This window comes from Ignatzschineria cameli, assembly GCF_003121895.1.
GTDB classification, from domain to species: Bacteria; Pseudomonadota; Gammaproteobacteria; order Cardiobacteriales; family Wohlfahrtiimonadaceae; genus Ignatzschineria; species Ignatzschineria cameli.
Window position 1 is genome coordinate 38,405 of sequence record NZ_QEWW01000009.1, and the last position, 21,867, is coordinate 60,271.

Below are 21,867 nucleotides of genomic sequence, written 5' to 3' on the forward strand. Positions count from 1 at the left end.
ACTCCCTTTTTTTGATACTCGTAATGCTACTCTGAGAGCGCTTTCTGAATCTTATCGGCCGTTACTGGAAAATGGTAAAAACGTTTTCCAGTTGCATGAGTTAAAGCATTGCTTGTCGCCGGCAAAATAGGAATCATACCAAGCTCAGCCATCCCTTTCGGGGGAGATGTTTCCGATAAAGGGGGAAGAAATTGTGCCGTCTGATTCCAGACTGCAACATCTTTTGCCCGCGGCAATCGATAGCGATTAAAGTTCCAAGTACCATTTCCCGGGCCATCCTCATAGAGTGGAAGCTCTTCCATTAGCGCATGCCCTAATCCCATTGCCGTTCCGCCCTGGATCTGTCCTGAGACTAATTCAGGAACGATGAGCTTACCGGGATTCATAATCATATGATGTGAAAGAATCTCCACCTCACCACTAAAGCTATCCACACTCAACTCTACAAGTGACGATGCCGGTGTGACTGTCGTTGGATCTGCTCCTGATCGATCTGTATCTGGGAAATAAGCAACCTTTCGCTTAATAAAATCATATCCCCCTGTCGTCATCCTCGCTTTTAAGCTTGCCGGCGCCCCTTTCCCATATTTTACGGCAAGCGCATCTAGGGGAAGATTGAGCATCCCTACTGTGGGAATATCAAACTCTGCACGCGCCCACTGCCAGCTAGAGTAAGCATGTACGGCAACACCAGTGACCAATCCCATTTCATGTGCTTTTTTCGCCACAACCTCAAAGGAGAGTGGTGTCATACCGCCACCACCGATACCGAGTTCTGTAATTCGAAGATCTGCCAGAGACATATTGAGGCTATTAAAAGATCCACCCCCAATCCCTTCACTCCAGATCGCTTTTGCCGCCGGCCAGAGTGAATGTTCTAAAAGAAACTTCCCGGCTTGTCGCGTTCCAAAGCCGATATAGTAAACACCACTTGAAGAACTCATATCAGGAATCAATGCCGGTACCCAATAAGGATCACTCTTCGCGAGTTGATCCTGTTTTTTCTGATCTGCCCAACTGGTATAGAGCGGCAATTCATCAAATTGCGTCACGCCAAATTCGACATAATCAGGAACCTTTCCTAACGCTTGCCAAATCATCACCTGTTGCGCTGTTGTTCCACCCGTTCCAATCTCTTGAACACAATGGCGCATCGAAAGTTTACCCATCTCATCAAATTCTAGTGAGAGAATTGTAGGAACACCACTTGAGCCATAAACTTGCTGTACTTGGGCAAATCCTACACCATAGAGTCGACCAGGATTTTCTGCCTCATACTTCATTTTTGCCTCATGACGATGACGCCAAAGTGGATGCTTTTGTGCCATCTCTAACATCTCGATATTGCGGGGATCTCCGGCAAAAATGCCTCCTTGAGTATTAGTATACCCTTCTCGAACTGCATTCTTTTTACGTAACTCTATCGGGTCGACCCCCAATTCATGCGCTAACTCATCGACCAGTAATTCTGTAATTGCCATCGATTGAAGAGAGCCAAAACCACGCATTGAACCGGCTTCAACTGCCGGTGTTGCCATCGCTAAAGCGGTCAAATCAGACTTAGGAAAATAGTAGATCGACTGCGCGCCCCGCACTGCCACATGAGAAACTGCAACAGAAAGATTCTCTCTCCCCCCACCATTACATTGATAAGTTCCTTTTAAAATCTCAAATTGGCCACTTTGACGATCTGCTGTAATAGTAACCTCCATCTCCACCGCATGTCGCTTCATGCCCATCTGAAATTGCTCATAGCGATTATTAGCCATTCGTACCGGCAATCCATCACTATAGAAACTAGCCGCCATCGCATAGATTGGGAAAACAGAGTAATCCTTAGAACCATAGCCTACTGTCGAACCCGTCAAAAGTAGGATATTTTCAACCCCTTTAAAACGACTCTCCTTGAGCAGATCTGCTGCCATATTCGCAACTCCTGCCGGCGATTGCGTCGCTGTTAAGATATGAAGCGTTTTATTTTTAGCATCATACCAAGCATTACAGTTATCGGGTTCCATCGCACTCGGATCGATCGACTGCGAAAACCCTTTTCGCGTTAGAACAATTTTATTAGGATCCTCTTTTGCCCGCTCTACCTCAGCAGCTATCGCTTCAGCATGTTGCATCCCTATATGTTGAATCTCCGGCTTCTTATCGGCCTTCTCTAAAGCACGGATAAAACCACCACCACGATCCTTATGCTTAAGACTTGCGACTAAAGAGTTAGTAGAATACCCCTCGGGCGGCCAAATCACCTCATTGCCATCAAAGACGCCTTTAATTGCCGAGTCTTGGTAAGGGGAAAATTTTGAAGGGGCTATCGGTGTCTCTCCACCAATCCGTACATAGCGAGCAGCACCATAATTTTTTGGCGGTTTAATACCGGTCACTGCGCCATATTGAATAACGCTCTCATCAAATTGTAATAGACGTTGTGCGGCACTAAATCGGTCAAAATCCTTATAGATCAAAATCGCAACAGGATGACCATAGATAGGAGGCGTCTCCCCTTTCGGAAGAAGAATATTACTCCCATAAAAGCCGGCACCCATGCTGGTATCTTGAGGAATATTGAGTCCATCTCGTACTAGATCTTCCTGCATCACAAGACGATCGGGCTGTAGCTCGCTTCCTAGAATCGAAAGATCGATCCCTTCAAAAGTTCGATCAGCCTTCGTACTTTTAAGCATAAAGGCGTAAGCTTGTTGATCTGGCCAACCCTCCAGATCTTTCGCACGATAATCTCGGGCAAAATTTTTCTCACCTGTTATTTTGCGAATCGCATCCCAACGCATCTTTGCCCGACCATCACGTCCCATCCAATCTGTGGATGTCGGTCCTGAATTGATCTCTACAGCTTCCGCGATGGGAAGCTTTCCTACCATTATCGTAATACCAGCAATAACACCGAGTTTAATAAAACCTCGGCGGGAGATCTCCATACTCATGACTTACCCCTTACTTAATCTTTTATAATCGATCACGATCGGATCGATCTCTATATACTCTCTCTATATTATCCTCTATTGCAACAGATCGAGCGGACTAAATCTAGTTGAATCTAGCGGAGTCTAGCTGAAGTAAAATCTCGATCTACTTAGATTACTAATGACCAATTCACAATGAGTAATTCAAATAGATGATTTAAATAACCAATCAAAAAACCAGTATCGATTCAAAATAAGTAGATGAATCGATACTGGTGATATTAAAAATAAAAAATAAAAATAGAATTGTGCGTCAATTGTAAGTGAGTTAATGGTCAATCGATAATGGATTTACTATACTTCCAGATCCATCAACACAATAGATCACTCACGACAGCAACTATTTACCTTCTGGCTTTTTATACCAAATAACAGGCTCTGGACGCCCTGGATTTGGGAGCGCTTCTGCCTCTTCAAACGTTAAATTGAGATGATCTGCAACGATCTGTGTAGGTGTACTCGCTAACCAAGCATTAAGAGAAATATCGGAGTAACGAGAGATCGGATAAGCATCTGGACGTTTAAATACTTCGATAAAGCGAACAGGCTCATCACCAATATTTTGGATATAGTGTCCCGCTACAATAGGAACAACCCCTACATCACCTGCTTGATAGTTGAATGTTCTTGCCGTTCCTTGTGAGTTAAAGACCGTCATACGCGCCTTACCCTCAATAAAGTAGAGCCACTCTTGCGCACGTGGATGCCAATGGATTTCACGCATACCACCAGGTTCGATCTCTACAAATGCTGCTGAAATCGTCTTCGCTTCAGGGAAGTTACGCTCATCTACAAAGTAGACTTTACCTGCTTCACACTCATGAGGCGTGATTGAATCACGATGGAATGTAAATGGTGAAGGAACATCACCATGTTCATTATGCTTACGCACAACATTGATCGGCCCTGGAACTTCACCTTTAAAGATATACTTCTCAACTTGTGGTAATTTTTTCAGCGTATCCACATCCATCTTGAAGTTTGCTGCGATCACATCTTGTGGAATATGAGAAATTAGCTCTGTTAAGAGGAAGGTGTTATTTTCAGAGAAATCAGCTTCACTAAAGACTAAAAGGAATTCACACCCTTGATCTAATCCTTGAATAGAGTGGGGAATTCCGGCTTCAAAGTTCCAGATATCACCCTCTTTAACATCATCAATAAAGATTCGGCCATCTTCATCAATCGCTGTAACACGAGCATTACCATAGAGCATATAGCCCCACTCTGCCTCTTTATGCCAATGAAGCTCACGATAAGCACCTGGCTCAAGCGACATATTCACGCCAGCAATATCAAGCGATGCCGGTAGTTCACGATTAGTAATCTCACGCGTCCACCCCCCCTCTTCTAAACGCATATGAGCATCAGAGAAGCTAAAACGTAAGTTAGGAATGGTGCCATGATCTGTTGGTGGTGGCACTAAAATATCTGGATTTTCACGATCGCGCATGATGTTACGTGGACCATGGTCGATCCAACCTTTACCATCTGATGGGCGAAACGGCTGCGGGGTATTCTTATCTATAGGCATAGAAAATCTCCATTGTCTATCTAAGTTAATATCATCAGCAATCAAGCATATCGATTGAATCACTGATTGGAAAAACGAACTACTCCTTACTCTCCAGAAATGATGCTTAAGAAGCAGGATCGATTGAATCATCCCCCTTCTCTTTTGCCAAAAGAAGGTAGATTAAGAGTAAAATTAATAAAATTGCCGGTAAAAGAAGGGCCGCCTCACCAAAGCGAATCGTCGCTAATGTGCCAGCATACCCCCCTAAACCAAACCCTAATAATACTGAGAAGAAGATCACAGCTTTTCGCCATGTACCTCTATCTCCCTGAATCGCTTGCATTAAATTACTAAATGCTAACTGTACCACTAAAGTGACGGCCACATTCCCGTAGAGCATCCCTTTCACCTTATGAAAGGCATTTCCCTGAAGGCCTGCAACAAATGAGATGATGATGCAGATTGTTGAGATGGAGAGAATATTATTAAAATAACCACTCGCCAGAATAATAAGTACCAGCGCTTCAATAGCGATGATCACGAAGGTCCAGCTATGATTATTCTTATTTCGATAGATCCTCTCAACAATTGCGGTTAACATCGAGCCAACGCCAAAGGCTAACACGGTAAACATAATCGCATAGAAATGGGGCCAATTTTTAGTTGCGATCGTCTCCCCTAAAAGAATAATATTGCCCGACTGTACCGTACTAAAGATTTTAGAGACATGGTAGGTATAGCCATTCATCAATCCTGCGATAATCGCTAATACAAAAGCGATTTCAGGACGCTCCATAATCGGGACGGCAGTCGATGCAGGATTTAACATTGAAGAAGCCAATGTATTCCGACTTTTCACCGACTGCTCCGGCTGTGATGAAGAACTTTTCATAGTAGATCCCCTCAAATAATGATAAATCGTGATAAAACCTATAAGGTTAAATAGTAAATCTTATTTTGTAAGTCTTATTTTCTTCTACATACTCACTGCGATACATTTACTCCAACATACCATTATTTACAATTTTTTTAATAATCTATTTCTACAAACTCGCTATAAAGATTTAAAAGCTAATATAAATACCAGTGTCGACTTAAATATTTAATTAAAAACCAATTAAAAAATTAATCAAACAGTTAATTAATCAGTTAATTAAGCAGTTAATTAAAAAGTTAATCTTAAGAAGAGAGATGGTAATAAAAATAGACCGATAGATATTATATTTTTACATATAACATTCATAATCTATATAACAGGGAATGGCTCCTTTGAATGCTATTTATGTTATATCTCAATGTCTGTTATCTAGTTGCAAAACTTGTCATAAAACTAGTTATTACGCTAACTCCACTATATAAAATTTATTTTTCTATTTTCTATTCTTTAATGCTCCTACTTCACATAATAGGGGTGAATCGCTATCAATAAAGAGCTTCTCCCATTATTTACTGAATTAATATTACGCATATTATCTATCAACACCCTCTCTTACCCTCTACTCTTGCACCAATGGGGGGAACCAAATGGCAGCTTGCCCATGAATTAATCGCTCTTGACTAATCCATGAGTCAGGTGCGGGTACGACCGTCTTACAATAGAGCAAATCCTCTCCAGATTTTGCTAATAATGCCGGCGTTAATACGATGGGCTCAGGCCCATAGATAGCACTAGCGGTAAATCCCCCCTCCTCTCTTCCACCACAAACGACCCAGAGTTGATGTAATGTTGCCGCTGCATAAGGATAATAATTAGCCCTTCCTGTAGGGGGATTAGGGGTCGAATAGAGAGCGGCATCAATCTCTACCTTTAAAGGAAGTGGTAATCGCGCTGGCGCGGCAATAATATCGGTACGCTCAACACTATAGAGCGCCCCTAGTTCTGCTACCGCTAATTCATACTCCAGTGCCAGTCCGATTCGTCCGATCGAAGTCTCCACGACCGTGATCCGATCTCCTGCAACCGCCCATCCCTTATCAGATGCATCAAGATGAGTTGCACGATAACGACCTAAAATATTGCCCTCAGGCCCTGCTAAAACAACTGTATGGTAGAGTCGGTCATGCTCAACTTCAGGATAGGATCCCACAACATAACCGCCCCCTTTCGCTGCAATTTGCGATATTTTTGTCTCAAAAGAACCACCTTGCTCTTCAGTTGCCGCAAAAATATCCGTTTCTGAAAGGGGATCAGCAATCGTAGAGAATGCCGGTAAAACTAAAAGCTGATTCTTTTGAACGCTCACCTTATCAAGCAGAGAACTCTCTTTAGGCCATTGAGCTGCGCTCAACAATACCTGCCGGCGTTCTTGAGTCGCATTAGCATCATCAGGCACACGGTGAAGAGCTAAATGGGGGGTATAAAGCGAAACTCTTCTTCTTGCCAAAATTACATCACGATAAGCATCTGCTTCTGCCGGCTCAATTGTAGCGCGATAAATCCCATTTAAACCAGGAGCAAGTTCTTCAGGAGGAATCACGGGGGCTTGCAACACTTTTTCTCCTGTTGGTGCCCAAATACTCGATCCACCATTATAGTATAGCTCGGCTCCCGTCAATGGATTAGCCTCAATTCCACTGCGAGTTGCACAGATCGACCAAACGCCATTAAGCGCACTAATATGTTGCACATGTGCAATTGTAGAGTGATCCCCAACTCGCTCACTCGGCGCTGCATTAGGCATAATCCGATCCGACACCGAGTGCCAACCAATAATCTGCGCCCCCTTTAACGTCAAGAGACGCGCATATTGCCAATAGGTATCGTCATAACAGATCAGAAGTCCAATTTTACCGAGCGCTGTATCAAAGACCGTCGTTTCACTATTTCCCGGGGCAAAAATGCGCTGATCTTGACTATTAAGTCCCCGTTTACGATAAGTCCCGATAATCCCCTCAGGCCCTAATAAGACCGCGCTATTGTAAGCAAGTCCACTCTCTTGATCTCGCTCTGCGATACCTACGCTGATATAGAGATTATATCTCTTGAGCAGAGGTAGAAGTGCCGCAGTTGTTTTGCCGGGAATGGTATCTAAAAAAGGGGAGATCTCTTGATAATCCCGGAAAAGATAACCACAAGTCGCCGTTTCAGGAAAAACAGCATAATCGATCTCTTCCTGACCGATTTTTTCAACAGCAGCAACAAGACGCGTAATATTGCCTTCTAAATCACCCCATGCCGGAATAAAATCGATCGCGGCAACGGTGACCTTCTCTTTTCCGTGCCTACCTATATGCTCACTCTTTTTTATTATTTTCTGCATATCTCACCTTACAATCCCTATAACGATCTGGGCCCTATTTAAGATGTATCATTTTTTAAGATATAACTTACTTGTAACTTACCTGTCGATAACCTAATCGATGTAACCGCATAGAGATAAGTTATAAATTATTATTAGAAGATATTAGCAATTAATCATGGTAAGTAAAAGATTTCTTTCGATTATTGACAAAAAGTATGCTGAATATCACAAAATTAAAAGATCAAATGAAAGAGATCTCAAAAGAAAAGATCTCAAAAAAATATTTTGATAAAAAAAGAGTACTTATCAAAAGTACTCCTTCATTAGCGCTTATTGACTCTATTAGACCAATAAAGATCTTGTAATAAGATAATAGATAATATTATTCCACTAGATTACTCCGCTACGGCAATATATCCCTTACGTGGCAATTTCCACTGATTCTTCTCAGCGGCAATTAGCGCGCTTCGTTGTAACAGTCGCGGTGCCGAGTTGTAGTAACCTGCGGCATTAGGGCCAAAGCTAATACTCATTCCAAAGATCAGATCGCCGTAAGGGTTTATTCCACGATAGTTGGAATGAACGCCTAAAACTGTCGCCGCCATCTCAGGATCTTTCTCAATCTCTGCCGTTGCAGTGATTTTAAGTGCTTCTAAAATTGCATCGATATCATCATGTCGATGATCTTGATCTAAAACAAACTGTGTACTCGCTGCATAGCCATCAGTGATATTTTTGGGCTTACGATTTACAAACTCCTCAGTTCCATACTCAATCGCCGCTCCATAACTATTAAGATAGATCGTCTCTGGCGTCTGCCGTACAACCTCTGCATAAATTGAATCGATAATAACAATATCTCCCGCTTTTGTCGGATAATATACTTCATCGTGCGGAACATCACGCGAGATCATATTCTCAAGTAGATCGATTGTTAGACGAATACGCCCATTATCGAGCAGAGGATTATAGAGAAAGACTGAATAGAGGTTGATATGCTCAATCTCCCATGGAATGCCTTGATAGATCACACGCTCCCCTTCACGTGCCAATCCCATATTGAGGAATGTACGAAGACGCTTAAAATAAGCCGGCACAGAGTTACGAAAGCTGACCAACATTGCCAAAATAATTAAGATCGCAAAACCGAAGAGCACCATATTGCCTGATGAATGCAAAATAACGAGCATCGCTGAAAAGGCAATAATAAATGAGAAGATCTCATAGAGCAGTAACATTAAACGCCAAGGAAGATTCGCCCGCTTTGTATGACGATTCTCTTGCACTTTGCGCTCATGATGTCTCACAAGACGGCGTAAAACCCATGAGAAAATATAGAGTAGACCAAAAAATGTTCCTAAACTATAGAGAAGGATCTTCCCCTCATTGGTAATAAAGTTCCAAGTTCCTTGAGTAATCCGCTCAGAGAGCGTCCCCTCTTTCTCTAATTCTCGATATTGTAAGTTGATCAACTCTAGTTGATTGGCATAGTAGGCGCGCTTAATCTCCCAACTATTTTTGATCTTATCGAGTTGCTTTAAAGAGGCGGGATTGAGTTCAGACTCATCAATCTCATTAAGATGGATCAATGCTTCATCAATCGCAATAAGGTTCTGCTCTAGCTCAGCACGAGTTGTACGGATAAAATCACGCTTGCGCTGTGATTCCGTTAAATTTTGAAGTGAACTGAAGACAGGCTGAACAATCTTGATCAGCTCTTTTTGCCAATCATAATGGAGAATCTCCTCCTCTTCATTATCGGAGATATCAAAGAGCTCAACCTCTAATCCCCCAAGCGCAGTCCTTTCAAACATTCGTTCAAAATTACGTTTCTGCTGATCGAGCTGTGAGAGCGTCACCTCAAGACTCATTCGGTGATCAGGATCGGTAGTCTCTTTCAATTCTGCAATAATCACTTCTCGTTTTGCATTTACATCATCAAGATTACCCCGAATCTGATTAAGCGATGCAGTATTCTCCTGCACAACACTTCGTGGTTCGCTACTTTGCGTATTGCTCTGTGCAAATGTTAACCCGCCCCCCATCAAAGAGAGTAGGAGTATCGCTATTAAGAGAATGCCCCCACTGGAGCGATGAAAAATATTTTTCTGCATTCCTTTTTTAACCAAAATTCCTCTACTTTGCATAAAACTGATATGCGTTTAAGATTTAATCTTCTAAGACTCTTCTCTTTCTCCATAAGTAATATATACGCAATATCGTATTTTCACCTTGATCAGAGTCTGTCACAAATAACTTTCAAATAAAGTTAAACAATTTTAAATAATTTCAAATAGTTTTAAATGGTTTTAAATGGTTTTAAATAGTTTTAATATCTAAAATTTCAATATCTGAAATACTATCTATCAGGCATTCATCAAACAATGAGATCAAATGTAAATAAAACAGATAAACAAATAGATGGAAACAGGCTATTCAACAAACACCAATAGATATAAATAGGCATAAATAGATGTTAATAGATATGAATAGATATTGAGATTAGCCCCATTTTACAGAAGTAACATATAATTGCTACTCACTGACCGAGCCAATATTCTAAGCGAAGTAAAATAAAGACCTCTGCAACTTGCATTTAAAGAGTTAAACCGCAAAAGACCCCAGTATTAATTATGAATACTAGGGTCTTCGGTTATGAACTATTCTGCACTTGCTATAGCTCTTTATCATCTAAATGACTTTCTTAAAGCTTCTCTGCCATAATCTCGGCAACATCCGGGCCCCAAACAGGAACTTTTCCATCTGTTTCAAAGAAGAGGGTCTTATACTGCATCTTCAACATATAAGGGATGCGCCCCATCTTTAGAACTTGTGTGTCACCACCAAACCAAGAGTTAGAACGGATATAGAATCCTTTACCGCTTCCAATATCACCGATACAGAAGACCCAAGGTTTCAATGGCTCATTTGCCTTTTCAGGTGCCATCTTTCCAAGATCCATGGCGACTTGGCGACCAATGATTTCACACTGCTGATGCCCAATAGCACCTAATTTGGGCATCGTCACCGCTGCACAATCTCCCGCTGCAAAAATATTTTTATATTTTGGATTTCTCATTAAGAGATCTGTAATAATAAAACCTTGATTATCACTAATCTCTAAGCCTTTTAAGAAATCGTGCGCGACCCAATCAGGGAAGACAATCTTAAGCTCTGCTGGCAACTCCATTCCATTGGCAAAGATGATGGAATCTTTCGTTAGCTTCACAATATCTTTGGTATTGTTCACATATTTAAAGCCCATCTTCCCAGCAACTTCAAGCAACTGCGGAACAACTTTATCGCCTGCATCTTCTGCAATCATCTCAGCAGGTGTTGTGATAGTGATCTTGGAGGCATCTCCCATTTTATGGCGTTGAAGCCAGTCAGCTAAACCTAAACTGATCTCAACAGGTGGGCCTTCACACGCCGCCATCGCATCAGGAATCTGTCCGCCGGGATAAGGCTCTAAACCTTTTGCGCCATCACCTTGATGGAATCGAGCAGAACCTACAACAATAGGCCCACCTTTATAGGTTCCATCATGTAATTTTTTACGTAATTTATTACCGTGATAGAAATCTGATACCGTATCACCATACTCTGCGAAACCTTCAATCTTATCAAAAGCTAACTTAGCACCTAGTGCGATCACAAGATAATCGTAACTCATCTCATGCGCTTCTGCGCCAGGACGCTCATTAGGGATAATAGAGACTGTTTGTGCCGCCGGATCGATCTTTGTCACTTCTGCATGGATAAAATCGATCTTATCTTTCTTTAATGTTTTTGGAATATCCATCTTTAATGAATATTCCGGATTACGATTTTCTAACACTTCTGCCGGAATATTGGGTACATAGAGCAAGTAGGACTTACGGTCAATAACGGTGATATCAACTTCATCCTTCGCATATTCACGAATCTTTTGGGCTGCGCCTAAACCGGCAAAATTCCCACCAAGAACTAGGACTCTCTTTTTACTCATATAACTATACCTCTCTATTAAATTAAAGATGGTTCTATCTTCTCTCTAGTAGATCTTCTATCTAAATATCGACCACTTAAAATCAACTATTTAAATATCAAGAAGTTTGATCTAATTAACGACCTAATTGATGACCTAATCGATGATCTCATCAAATAGAGAAAATAGAGATTACTAGATTCATTATATATTACATAAATACTATATGTTTATTTGTTTTTTAAATCTGATAATTGATCTAATAAAAAACCCAATAATTGATTCTATAAAAACTAAAAAATAGATTGAAAATAGATTTAGAATAGATTCAAAACAGATCCAAAAATAGAGATGAAAATGATAATCAATTATTGAGAGTAATCCATTAAAAAATAGTTAGCCTACACAGCCTCCTACAAGAGACTCTTGCAAGAGAATATAAAAAAAAGAGCTTACCCATCAGGATAAACTCTTATCTCTTACTTATCTCTTACTACATCTATTATCGACACACAGTAATCTACTCTACATTATAAGGCGGTACACTATTGATCTCTGATTCTTGATAACGAATCATCTCTGGCGTTGTAACCTGATCACGAATCACTCGCACATCATGCGCTTCGATCCGCTTTGCACTATTGCCCCAACTATTACGGACAAAGTTCACAAGATCGGCTACTTCACGATTATCAAGGCGCCATGCATAACCTAACATTGCATACTCTGTCGGCGCTTCAATCGTTCCCGGCATATGGCTTCCTTTCAAGATCAATGTAATTAAGGAGTCCGCATTCTCATTTAAGATCGCTGAATTACCGGCAAGCGCAGGGAATGTCTCGGCATAGCCTTTACCATCAGAACGGTGACAAGCAGCACAATTATTAAGATAAGTTAACGCGCCCGGCTCATCAACACGACCATTGGAGAGCGCATCAAATGTGGCAGGATTATAGTGATATTTCTGACCATTAGGATTCACTGGCGATAGTGATTTGATATAACTTGCAATCGCATCAATATCGGCATCTGTTAAGTGCTGTAAGCTATCATTGACAACAGCAACCATTGAGCCAAAAACGGCAGAAGTACTATTCCGTCCACTTTTCAGTAGTGTTGCTAACTCTTCATGGCTCATTCGCCCTAATCCATCCATATCGTCGCCACGGAGATTAACAGCATTCCATCCCTCTAAAGTTTTTCCACCAGAGAGATAACGGCGATCAGGATCATTCTTATAGGCGACTTCCGCCATCGCTTCATCTCGCGGCGTATGACAGGTACCACAATGTGCTAACCCTTCAACTAAATAAGCCCCCCGTTCGATAGGATCATTGCTTGTAAAAGCAGTTAACTTCGTTACCTCCGGCGCAAAAGCTAAACGCCAAGCATTAACCGGCCAATTCATATTAAAAGGCCAACTGCCCGATACAACCGGCATCTTATTATTGACCGGCTTTACCGCATACATAAAGTAGTTATAGAGCGCTTCCACATCTTCACTCGCGACAGAGGCAAATGAAGGATAAGGCATTGCCGGATAGAGCGCATCACCCGATTTTTTCAATCCATATCGCACTGCATTATCAAAATCTGTTAAGGAGTAATTTCCAATACCAGTCTCCTTATCAGGCGTGATATTGCTTGGATAGATCAAACCGACAGGCGTCCCGGAATCGAGCCCTATACCGCCGGCAAAATCTCCTTTATCGCTAGTGTGACAAGCGGCACAATCCCCTGCTTTTGCAAGATACTCACCGCGAGTAATCAACTCTTCTTTACTCAACTTTGTAGTAGGCTGAATTTCTGAACTCGCCCCTTTATAGAAACTAAAGAAGCCAATTACAACAATGGCTAAAATAATAACTAAAATTATAATATTTCTGATAATTCTCATCGCTATCTCCTTCTAGTTATTAAGCCATCGGCCCGGGGTTTTTAAGATATTTGGTCACAATATTGTGTACCGAATGGTAGGCTAACGCGCCTACAAGCGCTGTTGGGTTATAACCAACGTTCTGTGGGAAAGCACTTGCACCAGAGACAAAGAGATTAGGTACATCCCAATGTTGCAGATACTTATTCACCACACTCGTTTTCGGATCATCACCCATAATTGCGCCACCGGTATTATGTGTACTTTGATAGATTCGAGTATCGTAAGGCGCATCTAGTGCATAAGGTTTATACTCCACTTTACCTCCAGCTGCCTCCCCTACTTTTGCCATCTTCTCCATCAAGTAATTGACCATCTTATTCTCATTCTCATGCCAATTGAAGGTGAGTCGAAGAAGCGGTAGCCCATGATTATCAGTGTAGGTTGGATCAAGATCGAGATAGGCATCACGATAAGACATCACTGAACCAGAGATACCGATCGAGAAGATTCGCTGATATCCCTCTTGCGTCGCTTTTTTCCAACCACTTCCCCACTTTGGTGAGCCAGCTTCTGTTGGGCTCTGTAAGATAGGACGACCACCATGAATAGAAGTACGGATACTCGCGCCTCCTAAGAAGCCTAATCCTGAATGATCAAAGGTTACCTCATTGAAGTCATCCATTGTCACACCACCGGCACCTGTACCGATAAAGGTATTCAGTTTTGTCCCTTCCGGCATCACGACTTTCACACTCACATCACGCTGATAGGCATAACTTCGCCCTAAAGTCCCCGTCTCGGTCTTAGGATCATACACCTGACCAATCTTCGATAGGAGCAGTAAGCGAACGTTATGAATCGCAAAGGCATTGAGAATGACCATCTCAGCCGGCTGAAACACTTCATTTCCCTGCGCATCAATATAGGTGACGCCCGTCGCCTTTTTCCCACTGCTATCCGTATTAACCTTAATAACATTGGCATTGGTTCTTAATTCAAAATTAGGGCGTTTCAGTAATACTGGAAGAATCGTCGTTTGCGGTGATGCCTTAGAGTAGTTATAACAAGCAAATCGCTCACAGAAACCACAATAATTACAAGGGCCTAAACGGACACCATACTGATTGGTATAAGGCGCGGAAGCATTCGCCGCCGGCGCAGGATAAGGATTATATCCCATCGCTTCACATCCTTTCTTAAAGAGTTCTGAAGCATAGGAATTGATTAAAGGCTTATTGGGAAACGCCGTTGAACGCCAGCCTTCAAATGGATTTCCGCCTGGCTGTTGCACCCCTTTAATATTACCTGCCTGCCCCGAAACACCACACACCTCTTCAAACTTTGCAAAAAAGGGCTCTAACTCCTCATAGGTAACAGGATAATCTTGCAGATACATATCTTTGGGAATCGCATCTTCGCCATACTTCTCTTCATAGTAACTTCTAAGACGAAGTTGATTTGGAAGATAACGATAAAACATACCATTCCAATGCAATCCGGCACCACCGACATTATTTCCAAGTAGGAATGAACCATACTCACGGTAAGGAACTGCGGTATCCCCCTCTTTATGTCGAATGGTTAAGGTATCTTTCGCTAAGGGCTGAAACATTCTGCCTCTCACTGCGTAATTGAGCTCATCGATCACTTGCGGATACTTCGCATCGGTTGCTGTCGTCTGCATATGTCCACGCTCAAGTGCGACAACACTCTGGCCGGCAGCTGTCAGCTCGACACCATAGATCGCACCCGTCCAACCAAACCCAACTAATACTACATCTACTTTTTCTTTCTCTATTGCCATAATATGCCTTTATTCTGCGCTATTTCTTAGGAAGGATGGAGACAGGTGGTAATGGATATTTCACATTATAACGATCTGCCCAGTCGAGATAATCCCCTCTTGCGCCGGGGAACCCGACCATCTGCCAACCGGCCATATTGCGATTTCCGCCATACATCGGATCGGAGAAGAAGCCCTCTTTACAATTGCCCCATAATTGAGAGAAGAAGACCGATGCAAAGACAGCATCATCAGGAAACTCAATCTTCCCATCACTTAAGAGTGTCATCGCTTCTGTCTGCTCTTGATGGTTGAGATCAACAAATTGACGCTTATACCGATCGATACACCATTGATTAAATGCCGCTATTCCTGATTTATAGATATCTCTAGGAGTCATATTGAGTTGATAACCCAATGTAGGGGTCTGCTTCATAATCTCAGGATGAAAAGGGCCTTTCATATACCAAAGTTGCCCATGACCATAAGGAGTATCCATCTGTCGATCAATAAACTCCGGCACACCTGTTGCAATCGCACCTGGGCCTAACTCATCTTCTGGAATTAAGAGATCTACAGCGCTCTGAATAAAGTCATACTCTTCATCACTAAAGAATGTCGGCATATATTTTGCCGGATTTTCTGGAAGATCTGCCATTGAATCGACAGATCCAGGCGCTTCAGGAATGGCGCTTGCCACCTTTCCGGCACCCACTGCCGTAATCGCCGCTACAGGGATCGCTTTTAGGGTTGTCCCTAAAAATCCCCGTCTAAACTGATTCACCTTTTTATCATCTTGAGCCATACAGTACTCCTCTTATCTAGGACTCGCTCTGAGTCTATTAACCTATCTCGCCAACCTATCTCAATCGACTGACCGGAATAATCTGATTAAATGAAAATGAATAACACCATTAAATTTAAACTCCACTTAAGGAACGTTAAAAAATAATAGATTCATTATTCAAGCTAGACTTAACTTTTATTTAATTTTTCATTTAATTTTCATTTAATTTTTCATTTAAATTTATGATTAACTTATTAACAGACTACCACTAATACCGATTTAAATAAATTGACTAATGTATCTAAACATTTAATTTCTTTACTATTTTTTTACCGGAGAGGACGATATTTTATAATTAGATGATCTAGGTCAAATTCCTATTCAGACTCAACTTCTAATAAAACAGATAGATCTCTTCGCTCTCTTTCCTCCACCATTCATCTCTAATTCCTGCTTTCAAGAAGTCTAAAATCGGGTAGACTACCCTTTTGATAAGAAGATTAATAAGGTCAGCAATGATCGTTAGAAGCGCAATAAGAGCAGATAAGAAGGAGGGAAATATGAAAATATCGACAAGACTAGCACTACTAATAGCAACAGTAATGTTTCTAACAGCTTGTACAATTCGTGCAGATATTCCAAATCGAATGGTGATCGATTCTGATGGGATTGTGATTGATTCTAAAAATAAGAAGAAAAAAGATAAAGAGGGCTACTTCTGCCCACCTGGACAAGCGAAAAAAGGGAACTGTTAATTAAAGCTTAAGGTCAAAGCTCTCTCTGATCAGGAGTAAAGTCAGATTGTCTAATTTGCTTTCTTGCTCGTAAAAAATAGGTGTGATATACCTTTACACCTTTATTAAAATTTACAAAATGTTATCTGTTTTTAGTTGTAGCGATATCCTCGCTCGCTTTTGGATATAACGATGCTTTTACCGAAGCATCTGATCGATCCTAAAATAGATAACCGGAGAAAACTATATGACCGTCAAAGTAAAGAAGAACCGGCTACTCAATACGCTTGAGTGGCTTGGCAATGCATTACCACATCCTGTGGTTCTATTTATAATCTTAATATCCCTGATACTGATCGCTTCTGCTGTGGGATCTCATTTTGGACTAAGCGTCACCGATCCTCGCCCTGAAGGTGCGCCGGGAAGAGTGCCTGGAGGAGTGATAGAAGTTGTGAATCTTCTCAATCCCGATGGAATTCGTAAGATTCTCTCTAGTATTGTCACGAACTTTACAAGCTTTACCCCATTGGGAACCGTACTTGTTGCGATGTTAGGGGTTGGAATTGCCGATAGTGCCGGGCTCTTCTCTGCAGGAATGCGTTTAGTTGTCCTAAAAGCACCGATCCGTTTTACCACTCCTGCGATTGTTTTTGCCGGCGTTATGTCTAATACTGCCGGGGAATTAGGTTACGTCGTTCTCATCCCTCTTTCTGCGGTGATCTTCCACTCAATAGGGCGTAATCCCCTTGCCGGTCTTGCAGCTGCCTTTGCCGGCGTTTCTGGAGGCTATTCAGCGAACCTTCTCTTAGGAACGGTTGATCCCCTCTTATCAGGAATTACGCAAGAAGCTGCGCGTATTATTGATCCTGACTATATCGTTGGTGCTGAAGCTAACTGGTATTTCATGGCTTTTAGTACCTTTATTGTCACCTTCCTCGGCTGGTTTGTGACTGATAAAATTGTCGAGCCACAATTAGGTCCTTACGATTCTTCGGAGATGAGCGAAGATGAGGATAACATTGCCATGTCTGCAGAAGTCACCCCTATTGAGAAGAAAGGACTCATCTGGGCAGGTATCAGCTTTGTCATCTTAGCCGTAATCGTTGCATTGATGGTCGTGCCGGAAAATGGCATTTTACGTAATCAAACAACAGGAGAGATTGCAAACTCCCCCTTCTTCCGCTCCATTGTTATCTTTATCTTTATCTTCTTTGCGGTGCCGGGTATTGTTTATGGCGCAATTGTGAAGAAGTTTAAGAACGATCGAGATATTATCAATGCAATGGCAGGCGCTATGAGTTCAATGGGACTCTATCTGGTAATAGTCTTCTTTGCCGCGCAATTTATTGCCTTCTTTAACTGGACAAACATTGGACAAATTCTGGTTGTTCACGGCGCAAATTTTATTACCAGTATCGAAATTAATAGTATTGTACTCTTTATCGGATTTATTATTATCTGTGCTTTTGTCAATATTATGATGAGCTCCGCTTCGGCACAATGGGCAGTCACAGCACCGATCTTTGTTCCGATGTTGATGCTTGCAGGCTATGCACCAGAAACAATTCAAGCAGCCTACCGTATTGGTGATTCTGTCACCAATATTATTACTCCGATGATGAGCTACTTTGCACTTATTGTTGCGATCGCACTTAAATATCGCCGTAATGCCGGCATTGGGACAATTCTTTCGATGATGGTGCCCTACTCTGTTGTCTTCTTTGTCGTTTGGGTCGCTATCTTCTGTATCTGGGTCTTTGTGTTGGGAATTCCGGTCGGCCCTGGTTCTGCAATCTACTTCAACCCATAGAAAAAAGATTAGTAGCTCGATCAGCAACAAAAGATCTATAACAAGGGATCTATGACAAAAAAGCTGTCACTAGCAGTGATTCTACCGCTTGTAGTACTTATAGCGGTAGATATAAAACAAGATAAATTATAGCTATCAAAAAAGCCCGATGACATTACCTATACATTCGTCACCGGGCTTTACTTTTTCTGGAAAATTCTACATTGATAGAGCTCCCTCAATCAGGTGAATCTCAATCAGATAAGTCTCTAACAAATAACTCAATCAATAATAATTGATCGATTATTATACATTGTGAATTGTAGTCTACTGAGCTCTAAAATAGAAAATATTTTAAAACTAAAACTTAAACTAAAATTTAAAGCCCTTCACCACTTTATTAAAATCACGCTGATCAACCCCCATCTCTATCTTAATAGAGCCACATTTAGGGCAAAATGAGGGTGGCGATAAATTATCACTTTGAGGCTTTCCAACCCATTTACAATCTAAACAGAGGTATCTTAATGGTGTATCTTTATAGGGTATTGGCATAATGGACTCTCTTTAGTAAAAAATTAAAACCAATAATAAAACGGATTTTTCCCTGAGGGTTAAATCAAGCGATTAAGAAATTAATAGATTCAAATAATAGACTGATCTATAAATTCTATCATGATAACCCTCAATTCCTTCTTACTTTATACTATCAATGATAATGAAATATCACTGTAGCTGGATATTTATATAAGGTGCTGACCAATTAGTGAGTGCTGATATATTTTGAATTTTTAAACTATTATATTATCTTAATAGGTAGTAATAAAATTATAAATAAAGATAATAAAAACTAAATATAAAGCAGATCTACAAAACAGAGCTATGACCTCTGTTCCTACCATTATAGGAGTTAATTATGGATTTTTCAGAAAGGCTACTTTCAGTATCTAAACGTGTTAGCCAGCAGAGCGATATTATCGAAACCGAAGAAGCAACTAAAACAGCGCTAATTATGCCCTTTATTCACCAAGTTCTTGGTTATGATGTTTTTAACCCGGCTGAGGTAATCCCCGAATTTACCGCAGATGTAGGTGTAAAAAAAGGAGAAAAGATCGATTATGCCATAGTTGATAATAGTGAAATCGCTATTCTCATCGAGGCAAAAAAGATTGGGGAAGAACTCAATGAGCAACATGCATCACAACTATTTCGTTATTTTGGAACAACTACAGCTAAAATAGCGATTTTAACCAATGGTCGTTATTATCGTTTTTATACAGATCTAGATGCGCCAAATAAGATGGATAGCCAACCTTTTCTTGAACTCGATATGCTTGATATTGATGCCCATATTGTGCCAGAAATTAAGAAGCTTACCAAAGCTAATTTTGATGTCGATTCTGTAGTTAATGCGGCAGGAGAACTTAAATATCTCAGTCAGTTAAAACACCTACTAGAGAAACAGATTAAAGATCCCGCCGAAGACTTTATACGTTTCTGTATCACAAATGTTTATGGTGGAATTATTACCCAAAAAGTACGAGAGCAATTTACACCATTGATTCAAAAAGCTTTAACTCAGTTTATTGATGATCGCGTTAACAATAGATTAAAATCAGCACTCGCCCAACAAACAGACTCTCCTAATAAAAGTGCTATAGAGTCTATCGAAATCACTGATGAAAATGAAATCCCTGATGATGGGATAATCACAACTGAGGAAGAATTGGAAGGCTTTAATATTGTTAAGGCAATTGTTAGAAAACACATTGATGCAGAACGGATCTGTCAACGAGATACTAAAAGTTACTTTGGTGTTCTGTTAGATGATAATAATCGCAAACCAATATGTCGATTACACTTTAACCGAGCACAGAAATATATTGGTATATTTGATGAAGAGAAAGTCGAAGAACGCCATCCAATTGAGAGCTTAGATGATATATTTAACTTTGAGGAAGCACTTGTAAAAACAGCTCTCTCTTATGAAAGTTAAAAAGAGTTTACAGACTACAATTTATCGACTAAAAAAATAATAAATTATGATCCAGCAATTCATTGATTAAAAACTCAAAAGCCCGGCTCTTTTGAGAGCAAGGGCTTTCTCTTTGATCAACTAACTTCAACTGACTCAGATCGATCAATAATCCTTGTAAAGCGCCTTCAGGGCCTACTTCAGAGCTTCACATTTTTGGCTCATATAGGGCAATGCTCGGATTGAGGAATCTCTAAAAACCATCCAATCATGATCACCATCGATCACTCGATACTCCACATCTTCAGGCTGATAATTGTGTAATGTCCAATAGAGCTTAGCGGCGGCAAGCACAATTCCTAAAGAGTCATGATCACCCGATTCAATCCAGATCGGAACAACTAGATCTTTCTGATAGTAGTTATTAAGCCTCGCTGTGTAGAGCGAATCGCCCCATGCTTTCTCATCAAATTGATTATCTTTTACAAATTGTGCTGTTTGACGTGCTGTTGATGTTTCAGGTGGAAGCGGATCATAAATTGCCGGACTTAAAACCCCGGCAGCACAGAAGAGCTCAGGATGAGAGAGGCTTAAATTGAGCGCACCATAGCCACCCATAGAGAGCCCTCCAACCGATCTTCCGGCACGATCTTCACGAACATTGAATGTTTTTTCAATATAAGGGATAAATTCCTCAACAAATGCCGTCTCCGCCTTCTCGGCATTACCATCTGTATACCAAGTACTAGGACCAAAGGTCGGCATGACAATCACAGAATCTCGTAACTCTCCACGCTTCATCAGCTGATCAGCCGTCACTTTAATACCTCCTTTCACAAGCCAATCTGTATTAGAACCACTGGCACCATGGAGCATATAGATCACGGGATATTTATCCGATTGAGTCGCATCATAGCCATCAGGAAGATAGACTTGCATCGTCACATCTCGATCTAAAAGCGCTGAATTATAAGACGCCTCAACAACTTCACTCTCAGCATAAGAGAGCGTCGTCGAGCAGAGAAGCATTCCCACGGTTACTGTTAATAATTTTTTCATTTCTACCTCCTAAGGTGTATCGCATTCGATGCCCATTTTGATTTTTATTATTGAATGTTGGAGGTCTAACGCTCTAAAGATCTTGATTGAACAACCCATATCTTATTACGCAGAGCGGCTCGGGAGTTAGTCTCTATTTATACTTATTT

13 protein-coding genes are annotated in these 21,867 nt (G+C 41.1%); 3 read left to right on the forward strand and 10 right to left on the reverse strand.

Annotated features, from left to right (window positions below):
- Nucleotides 1-26: 26 nt before the first annotated feature.
- The 9 genes from DC077_RS09355 to DC077_RS09395 all read right to left on the reverse strand — a co-directional run bounded on the left by DC077_RS09355 (nt 27) and on the right by DC077_RS09395 (nt 16,179).
- Nucleotides 27-2,948 (reverse strand): xanthine dehydrogenase family protein molybdopterin-binding subunit, encoded by a 2,922-nt coding sequence (locus tag DC077_RS09355; protein ID WP_109217993.1) that lies wholly within the window; start codon nt 2,946-2,948, stop codon nt 27-29.
- Nucleotides 2,949-3,327: 379 nt separating this feature from the next.
- Complete coding sequence (locus tag DC077_RS09360) at nt 3,328-4,521, reverse strand: cupin domain-containing protein (protein WP_094568492.1); 1,194 nt, start codon at nt 4,519-4,521, stop codon at nt 3,328-3,330.
- 106 nt (nt 4,522-4,627) lie between these two features.
- Nucleotides 4,628-5,395 carry a YoaK family protein gene (locus DC077_RS09365; protein ID WP_239990397.1) on the reverse strand — a complete coding sequence of 256 codons (768 nt, stop codon included), beginning with the start codon at nt 5,393-5,395 and terminating at the stop codon, nt 4,628-4,630.
- Between the two features lie 604 nt (nt 5,396-5,999).
- Nucleotides 6,000-7,763: a carbon-nitrogen hydrolase family protein gene (locus DC077_RS09370; RefSeq protein ID WP_109217994.1), complete on the reverse strand. Its 1,764-nt coding sequence runs from the start codon at nt 7,761-7,763 to the stop codon at nt 6,000-6,002.
- A gap of 377 nt (nt 7,764-8,140) precedes the next feature.
- A complete protein-coding gene (locus DC077_RS09375) occupies nt 8,141-9,874 on the reverse strand; it encodes a hypothetical protein (RefSeq protein ID WP_133243712.1) in 1,734 nt (577 codons plus the stop codon).
- Nucleotides 9,875-10,449: 575 nt separating this feature from the next.
- On the reverse strand, nt 10,450-11,733 hold the full coding sequence (locus tag DC077_RS09380) for an NAD(P)/FAD-dependent oxidoreductase (protein WP_109202135.1): 1,284 nt from the start codon (nt 11,731-11,733) through the stop codon (nt 10,450-10,452).
- Nucleotides 11,734-12,232: 499 nt separating this feature from the next.
- Nucleotides 12,233-13,609: a cytochrome c gene (locus DC077_RS09385; RefSeq protein ID WP_109202136.1), complete on the reverse strand. Its 1,377-nt coding sequence runs from the start codon at nt 13,607-13,609 to the stop codon at nt 12,233-12,235.
- Between the two features lie 19 nt (nt 13,610-13,628).
- Entirely contained in the window at nt 13,629-15,395 is a 1,767-nt protein-coding gene (locus DC077_RS09390) for a GMC family oxidoreductase (protein ID WP_109202137.1), read from the reverse strand.
- 19 nt (nt 15,396-15,414) lie between these two features.
- Nucleotides 15,415-16,179 (reverse strand): gluconate 2-dehydrogenase subunit 3 family protein, encoded by a 765-nt coding sequence (locus DC077_RS09395; protein WP_109202138.1) that lies wholly within the window; start codon nt 16,177-16,179, stop codon nt 15,415-15,417.
- Nucleotides 16,180-16,721: 542 nt separating this feature from the next.
- On the opposite strand from DC077_RS09395, the gene DC077_RS09400 reads away from it, so the two are divergent.
- The 3 genes from DC077_RS09400 to DC077_RS09415 all read left to right on the forward strand — a co-directional run bounded on the left by DC077_RS09400 (nt 16,722) and on the right by DC077_RS09415 (nt 20,680).
- Nucleotides 16,722-16,916, forward strand: a complete 195-nt coding sequence (locus DC077_RS09400) for a hypothetical protein (RefSeq protein WP_094568499.1) — start codon at nt 16,722-16,724, stop codon at nt 16,914-16,916.
- Between the two features lie 226 nt (nt 16,917-17,142).
- On the forward strand, nt 17,143-18,705 hold the full coding sequence (locus DC077_RS09405; RefSeq protein WP_109202139.1) for an AbgT family transporter: 1,563 nt from the start codon (nt 17,143-17,145) through the stop codon (nt 18,703-18,705).
- 895 nt (nt 18,706-19,600) lie between these two features.
- The gene (locus tag DC077_RS09415) at nt 19,601-20,680 is read left to right on the forward strand and encodes a type I restriction endonuclease (RefSeq protein WP_109202141.1); all 1,080 of its coding nucleotides are present in this window, start codon (nt 19,601-19,603) and stop codon (nt 20,678-20,680) included.
- A 174-nt stretch (nt 20,681-20,854) separates the two neighbouring features.
- Here DC077_RS09415 and DC077_RS09420 read toward each other — a convergent pair whose 3' ends face one another.
- Entirely contained in the window at nt 20,855-21,718 is an 864-nt protein-coding gene (locus tag DC077_RS09420) for an alpha/beta hydrolase (RefSeq protein ID WP_109202142.1), read from the reverse strand.
- Nucleotides 21,719-21,867 lie beyond the last annotated feature (149 nt).